The 17,665-nt window shown below is 51.6% G+C and carries 20 protein-coding genes and 1 tRNA gene; 17 read left to right on the top strand and 4 right to left on the bottom strand.

Features of this window, described 5'->3' with window-relative positions:
- Nucleotides 1–28: 28 nt before the first annotated feature.
- Together JFC11_RS04680 and JFC11_RS04675 are read right to left on the bottom strand one after the other, a co-directional pair.
- The gene (locus JFC11_RS04680) at nucleotides 29–937 is read right to left on the bottom strand and encodes an MBL fold metallo-hydrolase (protein ID WP_038479253.1); all 909 of its coding nucleotides are present in this window, start codon (nucleotides 935–937) and stop codon (nucleotides 29–31) included.
- Between the two features lie 91 nt (nucleotides 938–1,028).
- Nucleotides 1,029–1,676, bottom strand: a complete 648-nt coding sequence (locus JFC11_RS04675) for a peroxiredoxin (protein WP_038479256.1) — start codon at nucleotides 1,674–1,676, stop codon at nucleotides 1,029–1,031.
- A 696-nt stretch (nucleotides 1,677–2,372) separates the two neighbouring features.
- Between JFC11_RS04675 and JFC11_RS04670 the strand changes: the two genes are divergently transcribed.
- The 15 genes from JFC11_RS04670 (at nucleotide 2,373) to JFC11_RS04600 (ending at nucleotide 13,336) form a co-directional block, all read left to right on the top strand.
- Nucleotides 2,373–2,846, top strand: a complete 474-nt coding sequence (locus tag JFC11_RS04670) for a Dps family protein (RefSeq protein WP_038479262.1) — start codon at nucleotides 2,373–2,375, stop codon at nucleotides 2,844–2,846.
- A 373-nt stretch (nucleotides 2,847–3,219) separates the two neighbouring features.
- Entirely contained in the window at nucleotides 3,220–4,185 is a 966-nt protein-coding gene (locus tag JFC11_RS04665) for an SLAC1 anion channel family protein (protein ID WP_198348830.1), read from the top strand.
- 437 nt (nucleotides 4,186–4,622) lie between these two features.
- Nucleotides 4,623–5,918: a tyrosine-type recombinase/integrase gene (locus JFC11_RS04660; protein ID WP_198348829.1), complete on the top strand. Its 1,296-nt coding sequence runs from the start codon at nucleotides 4,623–4,625 to the stop codon at nucleotides 5,916–5,918.
- Nucleotides 5,919–6,452: 534 nt separating this feature from the next.
- Entirely contained in the window at nucleotides 6,453–6,665 is a 213-nt protein-coding gene (locus JFC11_RS04655; protein WP_035536438.1) for a helix-turn-helix transcriptional regulator, read from the top strand.
- Nucleotides 6,662–6,805 (top strand): hypothetical protein, encoded by a 144-nt coding sequence (locus JFC11_RS04650; RefSeq protein WP_198348828.1) that lies wholly within the window; start codon nucleotides 6,662–6,664, stop codon nucleotides 6,803–6,805. The genes JFC11_RS04655 and JFC11_RS04650 overlap by 4 nt, the downstream gene beginning before the upstream one ends.
- On the top strand, nucleotides 6,802–7,050 hold the full coding sequence (locus JFC11_RS04645) for a hypothetical protein (RefSeq protein ID WP_198348827.1): 249 nt from the start codon (nucleotides 6,802–6,804) through the stop codon (nucleotides 7,048–7,050). Before JFC11_RS04650 ends, JFC11_RS04645 begins: the two co-directional genes overlap by 4 nt.
- Nucleotides 7,047–7,223 (top strand): hypothetical protein, encoded by a 177-nt coding sequence (locus JFC11_RS04640; RefSeq protein WP_193053234.1) that lies wholly within the window; start codon nucleotides 7,047–7,049, stop codon nucleotides 7,221–7,223. The genes JFC11_RS04645 and JFC11_RS04640 overlap by 4 nt, the downstream gene beginning before the upstream one ends.
- Nucleotides 7,220–7,450, top strand: a complete 231-nt coding sequence (locus tag JFC11_RS04635) for a hypothetical protein (RefSeq protein ID WP_198348826.1) — start codon at nucleotides 7,220–7,222, stop codon at nucleotides 7,448–7,450. Before JFC11_RS04640 ends, JFC11_RS04635 begins: the two co-directional genes overlap by 4 nt.
- Complete coding sequence (locus tag JFC11_RS04630) at nucleotides 7,435–7,941, top strand: CHC2 zinc finger domain-containing protein (protein WP_198348825.1); 507 nt, start codon at nucleotides 7,435–7,437, stop codon at nucleotides 7,939–7,941. The genes JFC11_RS04635 and JFC11_RS04630 overlap by 16 nt, the downstream gene beginning before the upstream one ends.
- Nucleotides 7,934–9,439, top strand: a complete 1,506-nt coding sequence (locus JFC11_RS04625; protein ID WP_198348824.1) for a YfjI family protein — start codon at nucleotides 7,934–7,936, stop codon at nucleotides 9,437–9,439. The genes JFC11_RS04630 and JFC11_RS04625 overlap by 8 nt, the downstream gene beginning before the upstream one ends.
- Entirely contained in the window at nucleotides 9,439–9,819 is a 381-nt protein-coding gene (locus JFC11_RS04620; RefSeq protein WP_198348823.1) for a hypothetical protein, read from the top strand. Before JFC11_RS04625 ends, JFC11_RS04620 begins: the two co-directional genes overlap by 1 nt.
- Nucleotides 9,812–10,390 (top strand): hypothetical protein, encoded by a 579-nt coding sequence (locus JFC11_RS04615; protein ID WP_198348822.1) that lies wholly within the window; start codon nucleotides 9,812–9,814, stop codon nucleotides 10,388–10,390. The genes JFC11_RS04620 and JFC11_RS04615 overlap by 8 nt, the downstream gene beginning before the upstream one ends.
- A 154-nt stretch (nucleotides 10,391–10,544) precedes the next feature.
- Nucleotides 10,545–11,534, top strand: coding sequence for a hypothetical protein (locus JFC11_RS04610; protein WP_198348821.1), 990 nt, complete (start codon nucleotides 10,545–10,547; stop codon nucleotides 11,532–11,534).
- 40 nt (nucleotides 11,535–11,574) lie between these two features.
- Nucleotides 11,575–11,979, top strand: a complete 405-nt coding sequence (locus JFC11_RS04605; RefSeq protein WP_051233849.1) for a hypothetical protein — start codon at nucleotides 11,575–11,577, stop codon at nucleotides 11,977–11,979.
- Nucleotides 11,966–13,336, top strand: coding sequence for a phage terminase large subunit (locus tag JFC11_RS04600; protein ID WP_198348820.1), 1,371 nt, complete (start codon nucleotides 11,966–11,968; stop codon nucleotides 13,334–13,336). Before JFC11_RS04605 ends, JFC11_RS04600 begins: the two co-directional genes overlap by 14 nt.
- Before the next feature lie 599 nt (nucleotides 13,337–13,935).
- On the opposite strand, the gene JFC11_RS04595 is transcribed toward JFC11_RS04600, so the two are convergent.
- A tRNA-Arg gene (locus tag JFC11_RS04595) sits at nucleotides 13,936–14,012 on the bottom strand.
- A gap of 143 nt (nucleotides 14,013–14,155) precedes the next feature.
- On the opposite strand from JFC11_RS04595, the gene JFC11_RS04590 reads away from it, so the two are divergent.
- Both JFC11_RS04590 and JFC11_RS04585 read left to right on the top strand, forming a co-directional pair.
- Nucleotides 14,156–15,151, top strand: a complete 996-nt coding sequence (locus tag JFC11_RS04590; protein ID WP_038479269.1) for a TRAP transporter substrate-binding protein — start codon at nucleotides 14,156–14,158, stop codon at nucleotides 15,149–15,151.
- A gap of 121 nt (nucleotides 15,152–15,272) precedes the next feature.
- The gene (locus tag JFC11_RS04585; RefSeq protein WP_038479272.1) at nucleotides 15,273–16,220 is read left to right on the top strand and encodes a LysR family transcriptional regulator; all 948 of its coding nucleotides are present in this window, start codon (nucleotides 15,273–15,275) and stop codon (nucleotides 16,218–16,220) included.
- A 35-nt stretch (nucleotides 16,221–16,255) separates the two neighbouring features.
- On the opposite strand, the gene JFC11_RS04580 is transcribed toward JFC11_RS04585, so the two are convergent.
- Nucleotides 16,256–17,647 carry an FAD-binding oxidoreductase gene (locus JFC11_RS04580; RefSeq protein WP_038479275.1) on the bottom strand — a complete coding sequence of 464 codons (1,392 nt, stop codon included), beginning with the start codon at nucleotides 17,645–17,647 and terminating at the stop codon, nucleotides 16,256–16,258.
- Nucleotides 17,648–17,665: the final 18 nt, after the last annotated feature.

The following is a 17,665-nucleotide window of genomic DNA, read 5'->3' as shown; positions in this document are numbered from 1 at the left end:
CCTCATTTAGAACGCGAATATCGAAACGTTAATCCCAAGCAGCCCCCTCTAGCGCATCCAGCGGGATTTTTAGATAACGCTTGCCGTTCGCCTCTGGTTCCGGCAAGCGACCACCCCGAGCATTCACTTGTAGAGAGTGCAGGATTAGCTTCGGCATGGGTAGCTCGCTATCGCGCTTACGGCGTAAGGCGATGTACGCCGCTTCACTGACGCCTGCTAAGTGGGGGTTGCAATCGCGCTGTTCCGCTACTGTGCTTTCCCACTGTGGCTCTCGTCCGTCGGGCATATAGTCGTGCCCGGTAAACACGCGGGTAGCTTCTGGAAGCGCCAGAATTTGCTGAATAGAGTTCCACAGCACATGGGCATCGCCACCGGGAAAGTCGGCCCGTGCAGTGCCAAAATCGGGTTGAAAGAGCGTGTCATGAACAAACGCCGCGTCGCCAATCACATAGGTAATAGACGCAAGCGTATGGCCTGGGGAGTACATAACTCGGGCATTTAGCTCGCCAATCGTGAATGTATCGCCTTCGGCAAACAACTTATCCCACTGACGCCCATCGGTGGGCATATCCGGCCAGTGATAAATCTCTTTCCACAGTGCCTGTACTTTAGTGACATGCTCGCCAATCGCGGTTGGAGCGCCTGTCTTTTCTTTTAAGTACTGAGCTGCTGAGAAGTGGTCAGCATGGGGATGGGTGTCGAGGATCCACTCCACCGACAGGCCTTCTTTAGCGATGTAGGTAAGCAGCTCATCGGCGTGATGCGTGGCCGTCGCCCCTGATTTCTCATCAAAATCCAAGACGGGATCAATAATCGCGCACTGCTTCGTCGCAGGGTCGCTGACCACGTATTGGACACTAAAAGTACGCGGATCAAAAAAGCCGGCCACATCAGGCGTGCCCGCTGTCGTATGCTCAGAGTGTGCGAAGGTGTTCATATAGGACGCTCCTGACCGTTAGCTGAAAAACAGCCTGAAAAATAGAGCGATGACTGACCGCAGTCAGTCATCACGTCGCTGTTAGCAGGCGTTAAATAGACTTTTTGCAGAAGTACCAGTCGGTGTACTCATACCCCTCTGATTGGCGTGCTTCTGCGTCTTGCGAGGTATGGGGGGGCGGCACTATTACCGGCTGGCCCGGTAGCCAGGCCTCTGGGGTTGCCACCCCATGCTCATCGCTGGTTTGCAACGACTTAACCAAGCGAAGGACTTCCTCAACGGAACGGCCATTGCTCATGGGGTAGTACAGCATCGCCCGCAGCACGCCTTCAGGGTCAATCACAAATGTCGCGCGGACGGCAGCCGTATCACTCGCACCTGGTTGAATCATGCCGTAGGCGTTGGCCACCTTCATGCTCAAATCCGCAATGATGGGGAAGGTAATCTCAACCCCAAAGTTTTCCTTGATGCTGCGGGTCCAGGCAATGTGTGAGTGGATGCTGTCTATCGACAAGCCCAGCAGCTCGGTATTCACCGCTTTGAACTGATCAGCGTAGTTCGCAAAGGCCGAAAATTCTGTGGTGCATACCGGGGTAAAGTCGGAGGGGTGAGCAAAAAGCACCAACCACTTGCCACGATAGTCGCTCAGCGACTTTTCGCCGTGGGTGGTTTTCGCCGTGAAATCGGGCGCTGGACGGTTAATCTGAGGCATGACTGGCTGAATCGTATCGTTAGACATAGCAATTTCCTCTTGGCTGAATGATTACAGGAATAACGATAGCTCATTTTGTTATATAAGGCGAATAGGCACGCGCTATAGTTGCAATAGAGATACTCATCTCCAGCATGCATTACGGCTAACTTCTTTTTACCTATCAAATGCAGCCAGCACAGGTCCAGCCTAGCGAAAGCCTAGTCAAATGAAGCTAACGTAGCTTTTTTAGTAGAAATAACGCTACTGTGAAGATGGCTGTAGAAGCATCTCAAACGATACCTACCACTGACAAAAAGTTGGCGCATGCTGATGCGGGGCTTTTTAGCGCGAGTATTAATCGATACTAAGGTGTGTCCAAATGCCCCATGCAAAAAACTTATCCATGTCCTAAGCTTTAAAAAATGAAAACAATGCTTATTTTCTTAGATTATTTTAACCTTAGTATTGAGCGACTTACGAGAAGCACAATAGTTGAGACATTAAGCTTCGTTTTAGTGCCATGATAGCCCTTTGTAGTCGCATGAGCTAATAGGCGTAGATGCCTAAAAACTAACCAAGTAGCCCACAGAACGGCTTTCGATAGGAATAATATGTACGACGCGGTAGGGAGTGAGTCGCTGTTTTTTTAAAGGAGAATAAGCGAGATGTCTGCTTAGTCTATCCCTATCAATAGAACGTAATTCAGTATTAATACTTATTTTATGATAAGGAGATGATCGCATGAACATCAACAACACTATTGGTCTGAACAAGACTAGTGCTAGTCAGCTGGCCGAGAAGCTCAACGAGCTACTTGCCAACTATCAAATTTTCTATATGAACGTGCGTGGATATCACTGGAATGTAAAAGGCCCTCAGTTTTTTCAGCTTCACGAGAAATTTGAGGAGCTTTACACAGACCTGCTAACCAAGGTCGATGAAGTCGCTGAGCGCATTCTCACTCTTGGCCATCAACCGGTACATGCCTACAGTGATTACGTCAAAATTGCCAAGATCCAAGAGGATAAAAATGTCCAAGACGGCGAAGCCTGCGTGCGTGGAGTACTCCAGGGCTATCAGATCTTAATTGAGCTACAGCGTGAGCTTCTATCATTGGCCTCAAATGCTGAGGATGAAGGGACTGCTGCTCAAGCCGGTGACTATATTCGCGAGCAAGAAAAGATCGTGTGGATGCTCACATCCCATCTCGCGTAGTAAAAGTAAAAAATTGATCACAACCATACCCAGCATAATATTTTCCGTGGTTGTGATCAGATCAGGGTAAGACTGTAAGATTAAAAAACGATGAGAATTATTACTTCATGATAGAAGACTTCATTAATTTATAAAAAATAGCTGTCAACCTATTAATGAAAACTAGAGTGAATTTTTCAATGGCGATAAACGACGCTCTTCTTTTAATAGCCTATAAAAATCAGCATCCGATATCATTTAGCCCCCTACTGCCCCCTGTTTTAGGTTAGTGAAAATACGTCACCCTTTCGTCTTGCAGATATTTTTTATCAGTTGTTTTACCAAACCCACCCACGCTAATGATATATGAATACAATATCGAACAGGAAATAACATGACTTCTAGTGCTCACACTTCTCGACTACAAAACTTTCCAATCTCATGGTTTTCTCTTATTATGGGAATGACAGGATTTACTATTGCTTGGCACCGAGCAGAATCTTTATTAAATATTACAATAAAAATTAGCCCAATTCTTCTCATCACCACTTTAGTCACTTTTTTTGTCTTACTAACACTTTATATAACTAAAATAGCAAAGTATCCAAGCCAGGTTAAATCTGAATTCTCTCATCCCATAAAGCTTAATTTTTTTCCAACTATATCTATTGGGCTAATCTTATTAAGCATTGCTTTTTTGCCATACAGCAACCGAGTTTCCTTCATTTTATGGAGTGTTGGTGTAGTACTTCATCTTGGTTTCACGCTTTATATTCTATCAGCTTGGTTGCACCAGACACATTTTGAAGTTACCCATATAAACCCAGCTTGGTTTATTCCTGTCGTGGGAAACATTCTTGTACCTATTGCTGGCATAGAGCATGCATCACCTGAAATTTCCTGGTTTTTCTTCAGCATCGGGCTCATTTTCTGGGGTGTACTTTTGACCATCATTTTTTATCGAATGTTCTTTCACCAGCCCTTGCCCGCTAAGCTGTTGCCTACGTTATTCATCCTAATTGCACCACCAGCGGTGGGATCCATTTCGTGGTTTCAACTGGTAGGGGAAATCAACGCTTTTGGCCGTATTCTCTATTATATCGCTCTATTTCTTACCTTAATGCTACTAACTCAAACAACGCGATTTATAAAGCTTGATTTTTTCTTATCCTGGTGGGCTTATTCATTCCCAATAGCAGCTATTACCATTGCCAGTTTTTTGATGTTTGAACAGCTACAACTACCATTCTTTAAAGTGCTGAGTTTCACTCTTTTGGGGTTATTAACATTTTTGATTAGCATGCTTATTACCAGGACTTTTCAAGCTGTACGCATGAGATCGATCTGTATTGAAGATTGAAACTAGGGCTTTCAAACTCTTTTTACGGGTTCTTAGCACTCACTTAGTGTAGCGACCACTTGAGCTGCACGTTGTCTTCTTATCCCTGACGATCACGATGAATGACACTAACTACAACATACCTCAAAAACCATAACTGAATAAGCATACAAAACTTGTAATGCAGATATTGTGACCACAGATTTGTCACAACCAAAACAAAAGGGCTTACGCGTTAACGTAAGCCCTTGATATGTTTGGCGCGCCCGGTAGGAATTGAACCTACGACCTTCGGCTTCGGAGGACTAAACTCTTTAACTTTCACATATCCCAATAGACAATAAAAACCTATCAAAACAAGGCATCTATCATTTTTTATTGTTAGCGCTTGTCTATTTACGTCTGTGGTTATAGACTCAAATTGCAGTTACCAGAGTGGTACTGAATAGGAGTCAGCCATGATAACCACAGATCGCCAGCTTCAGGCACTAAAGCCCAAAGGCACCGTTTATTGGGAAAGCGTGAAGTCACCTCATGGTGGCGGCTTGGCTATTCGTGTGCAGCCCACTGGATCAAAGGCGTGGTATTACCGCTACCGCTTCAATGGTAAGCAAGACACCTACAGCCTTGGTCGATACCCAAGCGTGGGCTTGCTGGAAGCGAGGGAAAGCCACGGTGAAGCCGTAGCCCTTCACGCCCAAGGCATTAACCCAAAGCACGCACAGCGCGATGAAAAGGCACGAAATGAGTCAGCCTGGACAATGGCCGAGCTGTTCGAGCGTTGGCTTCAGAGCTACGCAAAGACGCCCACGGTACGTACTAGGCGCACACCTTCACCACTTGTTGTAGAGCAAGCGCGCTGGCGTTGGGGCCACTATCTAAAGGGACGTGTAGGTTCATTGCTGGTCAAGCGAATTGATGCCCGCACGGTAAAAAGTACGGTTAAAGAAATAGCCGAAAACCAGAGCCGCAACCAAGCAAGCAAGTGCTTAACCATGCTGCGGGCAATGCTGACTTATGCGGAAGGGCATGGCCAGATCGACACCAACCCCGCTCAAGGCATCCAGCCAAGCCAACTAGGCGCTACTAAGTCAGCACCGCGCGACCGTGTGCTAAGCCTTTCAGAGATCAAGCGCTTATGGGATGCGATAGAAAGCGCTCGCCTGGACACTAGCGCCGCCGCTGCACTCAAGCTGCTAATACTGACCGGGCAACGCCGGGGGGAGCTACTGCAAGCCAAGTGGGATCATATCGACCTAGACGGTGCCACCTGGACACTGCCAGCCATAACCACTAAGTCACGCCGGGAGCATACCGTTTACCTTTCAAGCGCTGCCGTTGACCTACTACGGGAGCAGCAAGCCGTGACTGGTAGCCTGGAATACGTATTTGAAAGCCAGCGTGCCAGCGGCCAACCGATTGGTGACGCCAGCCTAACCACTGCCATTGCGCGCTTACAGGGGCGCAAGCTGGCAAAACAGGACATGAAAGCGCCACTTGCCGATATGCCACGCTTCAGCGTTCACGACCTGCGCCGCTCATTCGCTACGGGCCTACTAAAACACTTTGGCACCGCACCTCACGTTGTAGAGCAAATGCTGAACCACGCGCCAACGGATCGCCTAATAGAGACATACCAGCGACACGACTACGCCAAAGAGCAGCGCTTAGCTTGGCAGGCATGGGGGCAGTTAATCACTAATGCAGAGTCAGCCGAGCAAAGTAACGTGGTGCCAATGAGGAAAGCTGAATAATGGAATATTTTAAAAAAGGCCCATCTACCACCCCCCCTAAACCCCCTAAAGGCGAGCCGGGTAGGCGAGGGATGCGCAATGCTGGTAAAGACAGGGGTATTGGCTGTCTATATATAGTGGATGAAAAAATACCATATATGCTTGAATTGAATTTTTTTTAAGATAAGTTATAGCATTAGATGATCACTGTTTGTCTATACAGACATGCAGCGATTAAAGAGAAGGCCAGAACCCGGTAGAAGTTTGGCGACCGAAACCGAACCCTGGCCTACAGCCCCAAGCCAGTAAGACTGACAAGGGAAAAGCGGATGCTCAGCAACACGAAAACGCACCACTCCTTAATGCTTGACGCGCTAACGTCATGCGGAGTGGTGCGTGACCGTGTTAAAGAGCGAACCCGTTTAGCGTGGAGCTAAATGAGTGCCCTCATATTAGGACAACTTATCCACACGGTGCAAGTATTGCTTGTATCTGTGGTTATCGCTCCCCGCCTATTCCTGTTAGTCAAACTGGCCTTACTAAAGGTAAGTCCGTATGACTACTGCAATTCCGAGAAAGCTACTCACCGAACGCGAAGCCGCCGAGTACCTTGGCTATCGCCCTGCCACTTTCCGTCAATCCCGCTGTATGGGGATTCTCGCCGGAACCAAACCACCTAAACACCAAAAATTAGGCCGTGCCGTTCGCTACGACATTGCCGACCTAGACGCCTGGATCGAGCAAGTTACCAAGGGGGCAACGGCATGATAGTTACCCGTGATCAACTCGCCCGCCTGACGGCAATCCTCGCCCCCTATCGTGGGGAAAAGCTAACGCGCCCGGTTATAGACCTTGCCCTAGCGCTAGCCAAAGGGAATAGCCACGGCAACGCGGAGGTGAGCCAATGAGCCTGTTCAAAATCACCTTCGCCCGTACTGGTCAAGAAACCGTCATTGAAGCCACCGATTGGCGTGATGCTGTGCGCCAAACTGGACGCAGTGACGCTTGCCACATAACTCACCACGAAAAAGCCGCCGTTCCAGTAGCCGCTTGGCTTGATGCCGATATGCCGCACGGTATCGGTGCCCAGACCGTAAAGGGCGCGTTGGCTGGCGCTGTTGCCTACCTGGATTCTCAGGAGGTGGTCCAATGATGCCCATAGCCATTAACTGCGACCTACGCACCCGAACTATTCGCTTCCAGTTCACTAACCCGGATCGCTTCTTAACAGCCGAGCAGGCGCTTGCTAGCGGTTTAGTCAATCACCTTGAGTTCAAGGAGATGCAGCGCGAAGCCCAGGCGTTTAGCAAGGAGACTGGCCTATGACTCCTCAAGATCAAACCTACCTTCTGAAAGCTGCCCTTACTGGGGACGTGCGCCAAATGGAACAGGCGTCAAAAATCCTCGCTGGCGTGGCGATGCTGCTTAACGACCATGACATTGATGGGCTGAAACGTGAGGCGCTTATAGAGACGCTGTGGCTGCTGTCTAGCACCTTCGAGGAGCGCCGCGACTGGCTGCAAGAGGAGGGCTATGTATGCAGCGAGCAATAAAAACGCCCGACCGAAGCCGAGCGCATAAAAGTACTGTTCAAGCCAATAATAGCACCCGCCCGGACGTTTACGCCATCTTGGATCGACTCGACAAGGTGAAAGAAAACGGGCCGGGGCGTTGGCTGGCGTGCTGCCCGGCACACCAAGACCGCTCGCCTAGTCTGGCGGTGCGTGAAACCTCAGACGGCACCATCCTGATGAAGTGCTTCGCAGGATGCCCAACGGGGGACGTGCTAGCCGCTATCGGCTTAGAGCTTAAAGACCTATTTCCTCAACGTGATAACGACGCATACACCGCTAGCAAGCGCCCTGGGGAGCGTTGGGTTCCCCGTGACGTATTGGCAGCGGTAGCGCGTGAAGCCCTGATTGCGCTGTTAGCGGCTGAGGCTGTGCATAGCGGGACGCTGTTATCTGATGACGACCGCAACCGCTTGGCGGTGGCTGCTGGCCGTCTGAGGGCTGCCGCAAAGGAGGTGGGCGCTCATGTTTAACGCGGCTGAAAACTGGCTAGACCAGCAAGTCGATAAGGTGACGCCCCCGAGGGCGTTACCGCAAAGCCTCCCCGAAGTGCCGAGCTTTCAACCGGAAATGTTGCCGGAAGAGCTGCGCGACTATGTGCTCGACGTTGCCCAACGTATCCAGTGCCCGCCGGAATACTGTGCAGTATCGGCGCTAGCCCTGTTAGCTGGCTTGGTAGGCCATAAAGTGCGTATGCGCCCGAAGCAGCATGATGACTGGGAAATTGTCATTGTGCTGTGGGCGGTGCTGGTGGGCGACCCTTCAGCAATGAAAACCCCGGCAATCAAGGCAATGCGCTTTGCTATTGACGCCATTGAAGCGGAAGCAAGGAGAGAGCACGAAAAGGGCGTTAAGGCTTACAAGGAAGAGATTGAGCTGTTCGAGATCGCTAAAGCAGCGGTTAAGAAAAAGGCTAAGGATCTGGCCGCCAAAGGCGAAATGGATGCAGCCAAAGAGACCTTGGGGAGTATCAAGGAGCCTGAGTCCCCCGGGCCTGCTGAGCGCTACATTCTGAACGATGCAACGGTGGAAAAAGCGGGCGAACTGATGAACCAGTTTGATCACCACTTAACCATCTTACGGGATGAACTGGCGGGCCTGCTGGCAAAACTTCAGCAAGAAGAGAACGCCGCTGAACGCGCCTTCTACCTAGAGTGTTTCAATGGTGATTCACGATTTACTTATGACCGCATTGGCCGGGGAACGGTGGCTATTGAACGGTGTGCCTTAAACATCATTGGCGGCATTCAGCCAAGCAAGCTAGCGCCTATCGTGCGAGGTGCTAAGGGGACGGTTAACGATGGCTTGATACAGCGTTTCCAACTGGCTGTTTGGCCAGACGGCAAATCTTCTTGGAAATGGATCGACCGCAAACCTGACCCTAAAGCAAAGGAGCGCTTTTCCCAGGTCTTTTACCGCCTGCACTCGCTGGAATTGGGTACTGATGAAGATGGAGACCCACCCGCTTGGCGCTTCACCGCCGATGCTCAAGAGCTATTCATCGAGTGGATGACAGAGATCAACGTCGAGTGCCGTTCCGGCAACCTCTCCCCGCTAATGGCTGAACACTTGCTAAAGATGCCCAAGACGGTGGGTAGCTTGGCGCTGCTGTTCGCCGTGATAGATGGGGAGCAAGGCAGCGTGGGCAAGACCTCTACCGCAAGAGCCCTTGAGTGGGCCGACTTCCTGCGCACTCATGCCGAACGTTTGTATAGCGCAGCCACCAACAGTGGCATCCAAGGTGCCAAGTTGATTTTGAAGCGCCGCCAGAAGCTGCCCAACCCTTTCAAGGTTAAGCAGGTACAGCAACGCGGCTGGCAAGGGTTGGACACGACCGAGGCCGTGCAAGGGGCATTAGATGTACTTGTTGAACATGGCTATCTGACTGAAATGGAGGTGCCGACAACCGGAAGACCACGCATCGACTTCTATTGGCATTCGGAGTACGTGCCGAATCAGGAGGGCGAGTAATGGGACGCTGGCTTGAAAAAATAGAAAAAGGGGATGGTGACACCCCCCGTAAACCACCTAAAAGCCCTTTAGGGGCTTTAGGGGGGGAGGTAGATGGGCCTTTTTCAGAAAAAAACGAAGATAACCACCCGGTAACGTCTACCGATTGGCTGGAATGGATCGCTGAACGCTGCCCACTGGTGCCGGAAGATTACCGCCATGTGGCCACTGGCCTTCTACGCCTTCACCCACGAATGCAGCAACGCTTGGCTGAACGCTATGTAGAAGAGTGGCGCGCCGCTGCCGACGATGAACCTACCTATCACAAACGCGACAACGCTGGCCGTCATGCCGCCAACTTGATTATCACTCGACTAAAAAGAGGTGCCGAGTATGTCTGAAGTCACTATTGAGCAACTGCAAGCCGATAACGAAAGCCTTACCGCCGAACTGGAAAAGGTGAAAGCCAAAAATGCCGAGCTATTGGGTAAAGTAAAAAAGGCCCAACAGGGTAGCGGTGAATACTCTGAACGCCTGGAAGCCCTAGAGGCCGAAAACCAGAGCCTTAAATCAGAGCTTCGCGCCTTTACCTTCGACGCCCCGGTTAATGCTGTGTTTAAGGAAGTCAGCGGCGCTGGCTCTATCTTCCGAGAGTCGTTTGAAAAGCACTTCAGTATTATTCAGGATGAATACGAGGGCCGATTCTGGATTCACGATAAAGACGGCAATCCCATTTATAAAACAGTGAAGCAAGGGAAGTACGGCAATAAAGAGGAGCCGCGAGAGCTAACGTTTAACGATATTCGAGATGTAATAGATGAACGCGGCTTAGAGGAACTAGATTTTTTCCTTCCCAAGCCTAAAGGCGGTGGCGCGCTTGGTAATGATGGCCGTCATTATTCCCGCCCCGCTCCTGCTGCTGACAAGCCGAAAGAAGGATCGGATAACGTGCCAACCTTTGGTATGCGGTGATATAGTAAACGGGTGGCCCTAATGGGGCTGCCCTTCTCGCCCTAATGGGGCAAAGCCCACTAACCGCTTAGCGTTAGTAACTTAGCCCTGATGGGGCACCCTCCAAGACTAATGGTCTGTGAGAATCACTTAACCCATATTTTATGGTGATTCCATGGCTACTGTACGCCTAACCGATATTATTGAACCCGCCACTTTCACTGGCTACACGCTGCAAGAAACCATGCAAAAAACCGCCCTGGTGCGTGCTGGTGTTGCAGTCCGAAACAATGTGATTGCCGAGCAACTTAAAGCGGGCTCCCATAGCTTCACCGTGCCTTTCTGGCGTGACCTGGAAGACGACGAAGCCAATATTGTTAACGATGACCCGGATATTCACTCCACCCCTAAGAAGATTGGCAGCGGGAAGCAGATTGTGCGTAAAAGCTATCTGCACCAAAGCTGGTCTGCCATGAACCTAGCGTCTGAAATCGCCGGGGATGACGCCCTAGCGAAGATTCAGAGCCGTGTGGTGGCCTACTGGGATCGACAGCTTCAAAAGCGCTTGGTGGCGTCTTTGCGCGGCATCATGGCCGACAACATCGCCAACTTTGACGGTGATATGGTGCTGGATATTAGCGCCGAGACCGGGGCCGCTGGTGTGTTTGGTGCTGAAGCGGTGATTGATGCCACTGGCACCCTTGGCGACTCGATGAGCAACCTAGTCTCTATCGCCATGCACAGCGACATTTACCGCCGCGCCCTCAAGAATGACCTGATCGAATTTATCCCCGATTCCCAAGGCGGAACGATTGCCACCTTCCGAGGCTTGGCGACCGTAGTTGATGACGGCTTACCAGTAAACGAAGGCGCTTACACCTGCGCGCTGTTTGGTGCTGGTGCCGTGGGCTATGGCGCTGCTGAGCCGAGCATTGCTGATGGTACGGAAGTTGAAAATCTACCGTCTGCTGGTCGTGGTGGCGGTCAACAAATCCTGCACAGCCGCATGAACATGGGTATGCACCCTGCTGGCTTTACGTGGGTGGAAGATACCGTTGCCGACGAATCCCCCAGCCTTTCCGAGCTAGCCCTTCCCGCCAATTGGAGCCGCGTGGTAGAGCGTAAGGCCGTACCCCTGGCCTTCCTTATCGCCCGCGCTCAATAACCGACCTTGGCCCCTACGGGGGCCATTTAGGAGGCAAGATATGGCGAAGTGCGCCGGAACCCAAAAGAAGCCCCCCAAGGGCACCGAAAAGAAAATTCTTGATATGAGTCAGCGGGGCTTGTCACTCAAAGCCATGGCCCGTGGGCTAGGTATCAGCACCGCTTTATTCCAAGCATGGCGGGAAAATCACCCCGAGCTACAAAACGCGCTAGATGAAGGGCGAGAGATTGAGCATACCAAGCTAAGAAGCGCCCTAATGGATCAAGCCGAAGGCGGCAACGTAACAGCCGCTATCTTCCTGCTGAAGTGCCGTCATGGCTACCGTGAAGGCGACCAAGGCGAATTGGCCAACCGTGTAAGCGTGACCTTCCAGCTACCGGGGCCGCAATCACTGGAAGACTTCAGCCGCACAATAGATGGGGAGGTGGTGCGTGGAAGCGATTGAGCTTAACGACTTTCAACAGCGAACCCTTGCCGCCCCTGAAGAGCTAGACCTGTTTTTAGGCGGTGGCCGTGGTGGTGGTAAGTCTTACGGCTTGGCCCTACTGTGCTTACGTCACGTTGAAATGTACGGGGATCAGGCCCGCATCCTCTACCTTCGCAAGACCTATAAGGGGCTAGCTGACTTCGAGCTGATAACCCGCACGCTGTTTGGCATGGTGTACGGCACCAGCGCCCGGTATAACCAAGGCGAGCATGTTTGGAAATTCCCCAACGGGGGATATTTAGAACTTGGCCAGCTAGAAACCCAAGGCGATTATGCCAAGTACCAAGGCCGTAGCTTCACGCTGCTGATTATTGATGAAGCGGGACAGTACCCAACCCCTGACCTTCTCGACCTGATGCGCTCCAACTTGCGTGGCCCTAAAGACATGCCTATCCGCGTGGTGGTGGCTGCTAACCCTGGCGGCCCTGGCCATCATTGGATCGCCCGCCGCTATGTGTTTCAGGCTGAGCCCTGGAAGCCGTTTTACGAGGAAAAGAGCAAGCGCCAATGGCTGTACTGCCCTTCCACCTTCCAAGGCAACCACCTGATAGACCGTGAGCAATACCGCGACCAGCTAGAAAGCGCGTGCCCTGATGATCCTGAACTATTGAGGGCATGGGTAGAGGGAGATTGGGCCGTTAACCGTGGCGCCTACTTCGCGTCTGTGTTGGAGGAGAGCCGCAACGCCGTACCCACCTGGCAGGAAATCCCCGACGATTGGACGGTATACCTTACCCACGACTTCGGAAGCAGCGCCCCCAGCGTGACGTATATCTGTGCTGTATCACCGGGTGGCTTTGGGCCTGATGATCGCTTCTACCCGCGTGGCTCTATTGTGCTGGTGGATGAAATGCACACCGCCAGACGTGAGAACCCAGACCGCGGACTAGGCTGGACAGTGCCCGTGCTTGGTGAGGAGATCGTCAAGTGGTGCCAGCATTGGGACGTGAAACCCGAAGGCGTGGCCGACGATGCGATATTTGCCAAGACAGGTTCAGGGGCCGGAAGCATTGCCGATGAATTCCAGAAAGCTGGCGTTACCTTTCACCCTGCGAAGAAGGCTGACCGTATCACCGGGTGGAACATCATGCGCCGCCTACTGGGGGATGCTGGCAAGCCCGACCGCCCCGGCCTGTATATCGCCCGGCACTGTGAGTATTTCTGGGATACCGTGCCTTACTTAGCCCGTGATCAAAAGCGGATAGAGGATATGGAAACCACGGGGCCAGATCACGCCGCCGACGCTGTACGTTATGGTTGTTTGAGGAAGGAGCCGCAAAGGGCAAGGATGGTTCGAGTGCCTGGATTCAGATAGAAGCACAGGGGATTAGTCGGAGAGTGCCCCGGACATGAGAAAACCCCGACAGCCTGCGCGTCAACGTTCCGAGTAGTAGTGACGGTGGTAGGCGCTTCAAGCCCTGGCTAACGCTGGGGCTTTTTATTTGAAACCGAGGCAGTGAATTTTGCGGTTTGAAACCGAGAAAAGGTGAGGATTCCCATCTTTTAATTGTGAGCCTGAGTCACTTCAAGCCGCGGTCACGCTGACCACCCCCAGACGGCCAAATTGGCGTTCCCGGCGATGTCCGTTCATTGGGTAACGCTAATGGGCTTGGAACCTAGCCGATTCCCTAGGCGCTAACAGAGTCGCTTAAAGACACTCTGTCCTAATGTGAGGAGGTTATTCCATCTAATCCCCCCAATGCCGGGTATTACGAAAGTTTCGTAGTGCTAGCTTTCCCGCGCTTCCCCCAGCTTAAAAAAGGGGAGCGCAACAACCAAGGCAACAAAACGCAACACCAAATAATGCCGACTCATAACACTTTGGGATTGCCGCTTGTGGTTACTAGCGTGGTTATAGCTGCTGACTGGCCAAAACAAAAGGGCTTACGCATTAACGTAAGCCCTTGATATGTTTGGCGCGCCCGGTAGGAATTGAACCTACGACCTTCGGCTTCGGAGGCCGACACTCTATCCAACTGAGCTACGGGCGCTTTGGGTGCGTATCGTACCCGTGTGGGCGCGCTGTGTCCAGCTAGTCAGCGGTTTTACAGGCGCTTTGATTGACCGTTTTCCGCAGTGTGGTGCATGCTTTGGGAGCACTTCCTATCTTTAGTAAAACTGGGAACACACTATAATGAAAACTTTTGCACGTAACACGCTGGCACTGGGCATTTCACTGACGCTAGTAAGCGCCGCGAATGCCGCTGATTTTGCTGATATGGACCCCGTTACCCTGCGTTTGGCCCACGTGGTCAACGAGCAAGATGGTTTCCATATCGCCGCGACCAAGTTTGAAGAACTGGTGGAAGAGCGCACCGATGGCAAGGTCAACATCGAGATCTACCCCAATGCCTCGCTGGGTGACGAACGCACGCTGCTGGAAGGCATGCAGATCGGCACCGTGGATATGGGGCTGATCACCAACGGCCCGGTGGCCAACTTTGTCGAAGAGATGGCAGTATTTGAACTGCCGTTCCTATTTCCTTCACCAGAAGCCGCTTATGGCGTGCTCGATGGCCCGATCGGCCAGGAGCTGCTGGATAAACTGTCTGATGTGAATCTGAAAGGCTTGGCCTACGCAGAGCGCGGCTTCCGCAACCTGACCAACAGCGAACGCGCGGTGAATTCGCCGGAAGATCTGGATGGGCTACGCATTCGTGTGATGGAAAACCCGGTGTACACCGACACCTTCCGCGAGCTGGGCGCCAACGCTATTCCCATGGCGTGGACAGAAGCGCTGACCGCCATGCAGCAAGGCACCATCGACGGCCAGGAAAATCCGGTGAACGTGATCCATTCGTTCAAACTGGATGAAACCCAGAACTACATGACCCTTTCCCGCCATACGTACGCCCCGGCCATTTTTGTAATGGGCATGCCCGTTTGGAACCAGCTGCCAGAACAGGCACAAACCGTACTGAAAGAAGCCGCCCAAGAAGCCGCCGAACATGAGCGCCAAGTGAATGCGGATATGGAAGCCGACCAACTGGCGGCGCTGCGCGAAGCCGGTATGGAAATCAACGAAACGCCGGATATGGAAGCCTTCCAAGCTGCTGTTGTGCCGGTGTACGAGAAGTACGGCGAGCAGTTTGGTGACTACCTGCCGCGCATTCAGGAGGCACTTAAGTAAACGGTCTTTGCTACCTGCTCGACTTCCCGTAGCGTGAGGTTGGTTTTATTGAAGTGACCGATAGCTGTTTGCGCAGTGTCAATATACTGCGTGAACAGCCTTTGCCAATTAGAGACGCCTGATGACTGAACCAACCAATATAAAGTTGGCAACGAGACTGCATAAGATAAATCTCAATTTATTATTGGTTTTTCATACGCTTTATTGGAAAAGGAGCTTAACCCTTACCGCAGAAGCGCTCTGCCTAAGCCAGCCAGCTGTCAGCCATTCGCTAAAGAAGTTGCGCCTGCTGATGGATGACCCGCTATTTATTAAAACGCTGGATGGTATGCAGCCAACTCCGCTTGCCCGGCAGATGGATGCCGCTGTGGCCAAAGGGTTGTTCTACTTCGATCAGGCGGTGTATAGCAACAGCGAGTTCTCACCGGCCACATCGAAACGCGAGTTTCGTGTCAGCCTAGTGGACTATGTAAGCCAGCAGTTACAACCTAAGCTTATTCAGCACTGTTTAACTCATGCGCCCGACTTATGCTTCAATATGTTGTCTACCCGCATAGCCAGTGCCGAAGATGCTCAGAACGCCATACAAGCCCACGATATCGACCTCGCCATGGTGCAGTTGGAAAGCTTGCCACTCACCTCTTATCACGAATACCTGTTTGATGATGTGATTGGCTGTGTTGGTGATGCTTCCCTATACGGAGACAACAACACGATCACACTTGACGCTTTTTTAAACGCCCCACAAATCGCATTATCTCACCGCGAAGATAGCCCACTATTAATCAATGAGAAACTGAGAATACTGGGGTTAGAGCGCAAAATCGTCGCCAAAACACCCTATATCACTCCTCTTCAAGAGATACTGGTCTCGACGAATTTACTCTGCGTGGTGACTGAGAGTGCCGCCAAGGTGATTTGTCGCAATAATAGCCTGAAGTTCTACGCCCTGCCCCTGGATGTAGCGCCCTTTAAAGTATGCCTATGCTGGGATGAAAGGAAGGATCACGACTCCGGTATACACTGGTTAAGATCGCTAATTAGGGAGCTGATAACACCCGCTCCCTAAAGGCTGGCGATACCTACTAACCATTCAGGCAAACGCTAGTCCAGCGCTATCACTTTGCCGGGGTTCAATAGACCTTTGGGATCCAGCGCGGTTTTCAGGCGTTTCATTAAGGCAATCTCCTCACTGGTACGGGAAACTGACAGATAGTCCTTTTTCTCAAGACCAATGCCGTGTTCTGCAGAAATGGAACCGCCAAACGCTTTCAGAGACGAATAGACAAGCTGTTCAACCTGGCGTCGGCTGTCCGGGCTATCGTCACGTACCGTGATCATAATGTGTAAGTTGCCATCACCAAGATGACCAAATACCACCATTTTTCCTGATTGAGGCCACTGGGTTTCAAGGTTCTCTTCTAAAATATCGACATACGCTTGCATACTGGGAATCGGCAGGCTGACATCGTAGGAGAACATCGGTTTCAGCTCGTTCACCAGCACTTCGATATCTTCTCTTATGGCCCAGATCGCCTGACGCTGGGCTTGGGAGCTCGCCAAGGCCGCATCGGTGATCAAATCGACCTCTAGTGCCTTTTGCAGCACTTGGGAAAAACGCTCAGCGTCCTCGGCCTCATCCAGCCCCAGTGTTTCAATAATGGCGTAGAAAGGTGAGTTATCCGCTAGTACAGGCGCATGCTTACCACTTTCTGTGGTCATCAGTTTATAGTGATTATTCCACAGCGCTTCAAAGGCACTGAGGCTATTGGCTAGCTCACGAGAGACAAGATTCAGCAGCTGAGTCAACGCATCGAAAGAGGGCACCGCTACTAATGCCGTTTGCTCGCTGGGCATGTCGGGTTGTAACCGTAGTACTGCACGGGTAACGATTCCCAGCGTACCTTCACTGCCAATAAACAGTTGCTTCAGATCGTATCCTGCATTGTTTTTCAGCATTTTATTCAATGAGCTCACTACGGTGCCGTCGCTAAGTACCGCCTCTAGTCCCAGTACCTGCTGGCGCATCATGCCGTAGCGAATTACCCGTATACCACCGGCATTGGTGGCGATGTTGCCACCAATGGTGCAAGAGCCTCTTGCCCCCAAGTCTAGTGGGAACTGCATATCGATCTCTTGCGCTGCTTCCTGTACGCGCTGCAGGGTCACCCCAGCCTGAGCTAAAATTGTGGAACCAACAGGGTCGATCTCCTCTATTTGGTTCATCAACTCCAGTGACACGACGATTTCATCTGGACTTGCCATCCCGCCATGCACAATACCGGTCATGCCCCCGTGTGTCACCACAGGCTGGTCGGCCTGATAACACAAAGCCATAACACGGCTCAGCTGTTCTGTGCTGCGCGGCCTAACAATCGCCTTAGCGCGACACGGCGCCCCTGTAAACCAATCTACGCTACGCTGCGAGACATCATCACCAAGCAGTACCCCCGAAGGACCGACGATTGCAACAAGGTCGTTCAGCAACTTATCCATTTCTTATTCCTGATTTAG

It is taken from the genome of Vreelandella alkaliphila (genome assembly GCF_016107625.1).
GTDB classification, from domain to species: Bacteria; Pseudomonadota; Gammaproteobacteria; order Pseudomonadales; family Halomonadaceae; genus Vreelandella; species Vreelandella alkaliphila.
This window is presented reverse-complemented; position numbering and strand designations above follow the sequence as displayed.

What these genes read in the sequence shown, in the direction of transcription:
- JFC11_RS04680 (WP_038479253.1), bottom strand. Translation starts at nt 937, where the DNA reads ATGAACACCTTCGCACACTCTGAGCATACGACAGCGGGCACGCCTGAT.
- JFC11_RS04675 (WP_038479256.1), bottom strand. Translation starts at nt 1,676, where the DNA reads ATGTCTAACGATACGATTCAGCCAGTCATGCCTCAGATTAACCGTCCA.
- JFC11_RS04670 (WP_038479262.1), top strand. Translation starts at nt 2,373, where the DNA reads ATGAACATCAACAACACTATTGGTCTGAACAAGACTAGTGCTAGTCAG.
- JFC11_RS04665 (WP_198348830.1), top strand. Translation starts at nt 3,220, where the DNA reads ATGACTTCTAGTGCTCACACTTCTCGACTACAAAACTTTCCAATCTCA.
- JFC11_RS04660 (WP_198348829.1), top strand. Translation starts at nt 4,623, where the DNA reads ATGATAACCACAGATCGCCAGCTTCAGGCACTAAAGCCCAAAGGCACC.
- JFC11_RS04655 (WP_035536438.1), top strand. Translation starts at nt 6,453, where the DNA reads ATGACTACTGCAATTCCGAGAAAGCTACTCACCGAACGCGAAGCCGCC.
- JFC11_RS04650 (WP_198348828.1), top strand. Translation starts at nt 6,662, where the DNA reads ATGATAGTTACCCGTGATCAACTCGCCCGCCTGACGGCAATCCTCGCC.
- JFC11_RS04645 (WP_198348827.1), top strand. Translation starts at nt 6,802, where the DNA reads ATGAGCCTGTTCAAAATCACCTTCGCCCGTACTGGTCAAGAAACCGTC.
- JFC11_RS04640 (WP_193053234.1), top strand. Translation starts at nt 7,047, where the DNA reads ATGATGCCCATAGCCATTAACTGCGACCTACGCACCCGAACTATTCGC.
- JFC11_RS04635 (WP_198348826.1), top strand. Translation starts at nt 7,220, where the DNA reads ATGACTCCTCAAGATCAAACCTACCTTCTGAAAGCTGCCCTTACTGGG.
- JFC11_RS04630 (WP_198348825.1), top strand. Translation starts at nt 7,435, where the DNA reads ATGCAGCGAGCAATAAAAACGCCCGACCGAAGCCGAGCGCATAAAAGT.
- JFC11_RS04625 (WP_198348824.1), top strand. Translation starts at nt 7,934, where the DNA reads ATGTTTAACGCGGCTGAAAACTGGCTAGACCAGCAAGTCGATAAGGTG.
- JFC11_RS04620 (WP_198348823.1), top strand. Translation starts at nt 9,439, where the DNA reads ATGGGACGCTGGCTTGAAAAAATAGAAAAAGGGGATGGTGACACCCCC.
- JFC11_RS04615 (WP_198348822.1), top strand. Translation starts at nt 9,812, where the DNA reads ATGTCTGAAGTCACTATTGAGCAACTGCAAGCCGATAACGAAAGCCTT.
- JFC11_RS04610 (WP_198348821.1), top strand. Translation starts at nt 10,545, where the DNA reads ATGGCTACTGTACGCCTAACCGATATTATTGAACCCGCCACTTTCACT.
- JFC11_RS04605 (WP_051233849.1), top strand. Translation starts at nt 11,575, where the DNA reads ATGGCGAAGTGCGCCGGAACCCAAAAGAAGCCCCCCAAGGGCACCGAA.
- JFC11_RS04590 (WP_038479269.1), top strand. Translation starts at nt 14,156, where the DNA reads ATGAAAACTTTTGCACGTAACACGCTGGCACTGGGCATTTCACTGACG.
- JFC11_RS04585 (WP_038479272.1), top strand. Translation starts at nt 15,273, where the DNA reads ATGACTGAACCAACCAATATAAAGTTGGCAACGAGACTGCATAAGATA.
- JFC11_RS04580 (WP_038479275.1), bottom strand. Translation starts at nt 17,647, where the DNA reads ATGGATAAGTTGCTGAACGACCTTGTTGCAATCGTCGGTCCTTCGGGG.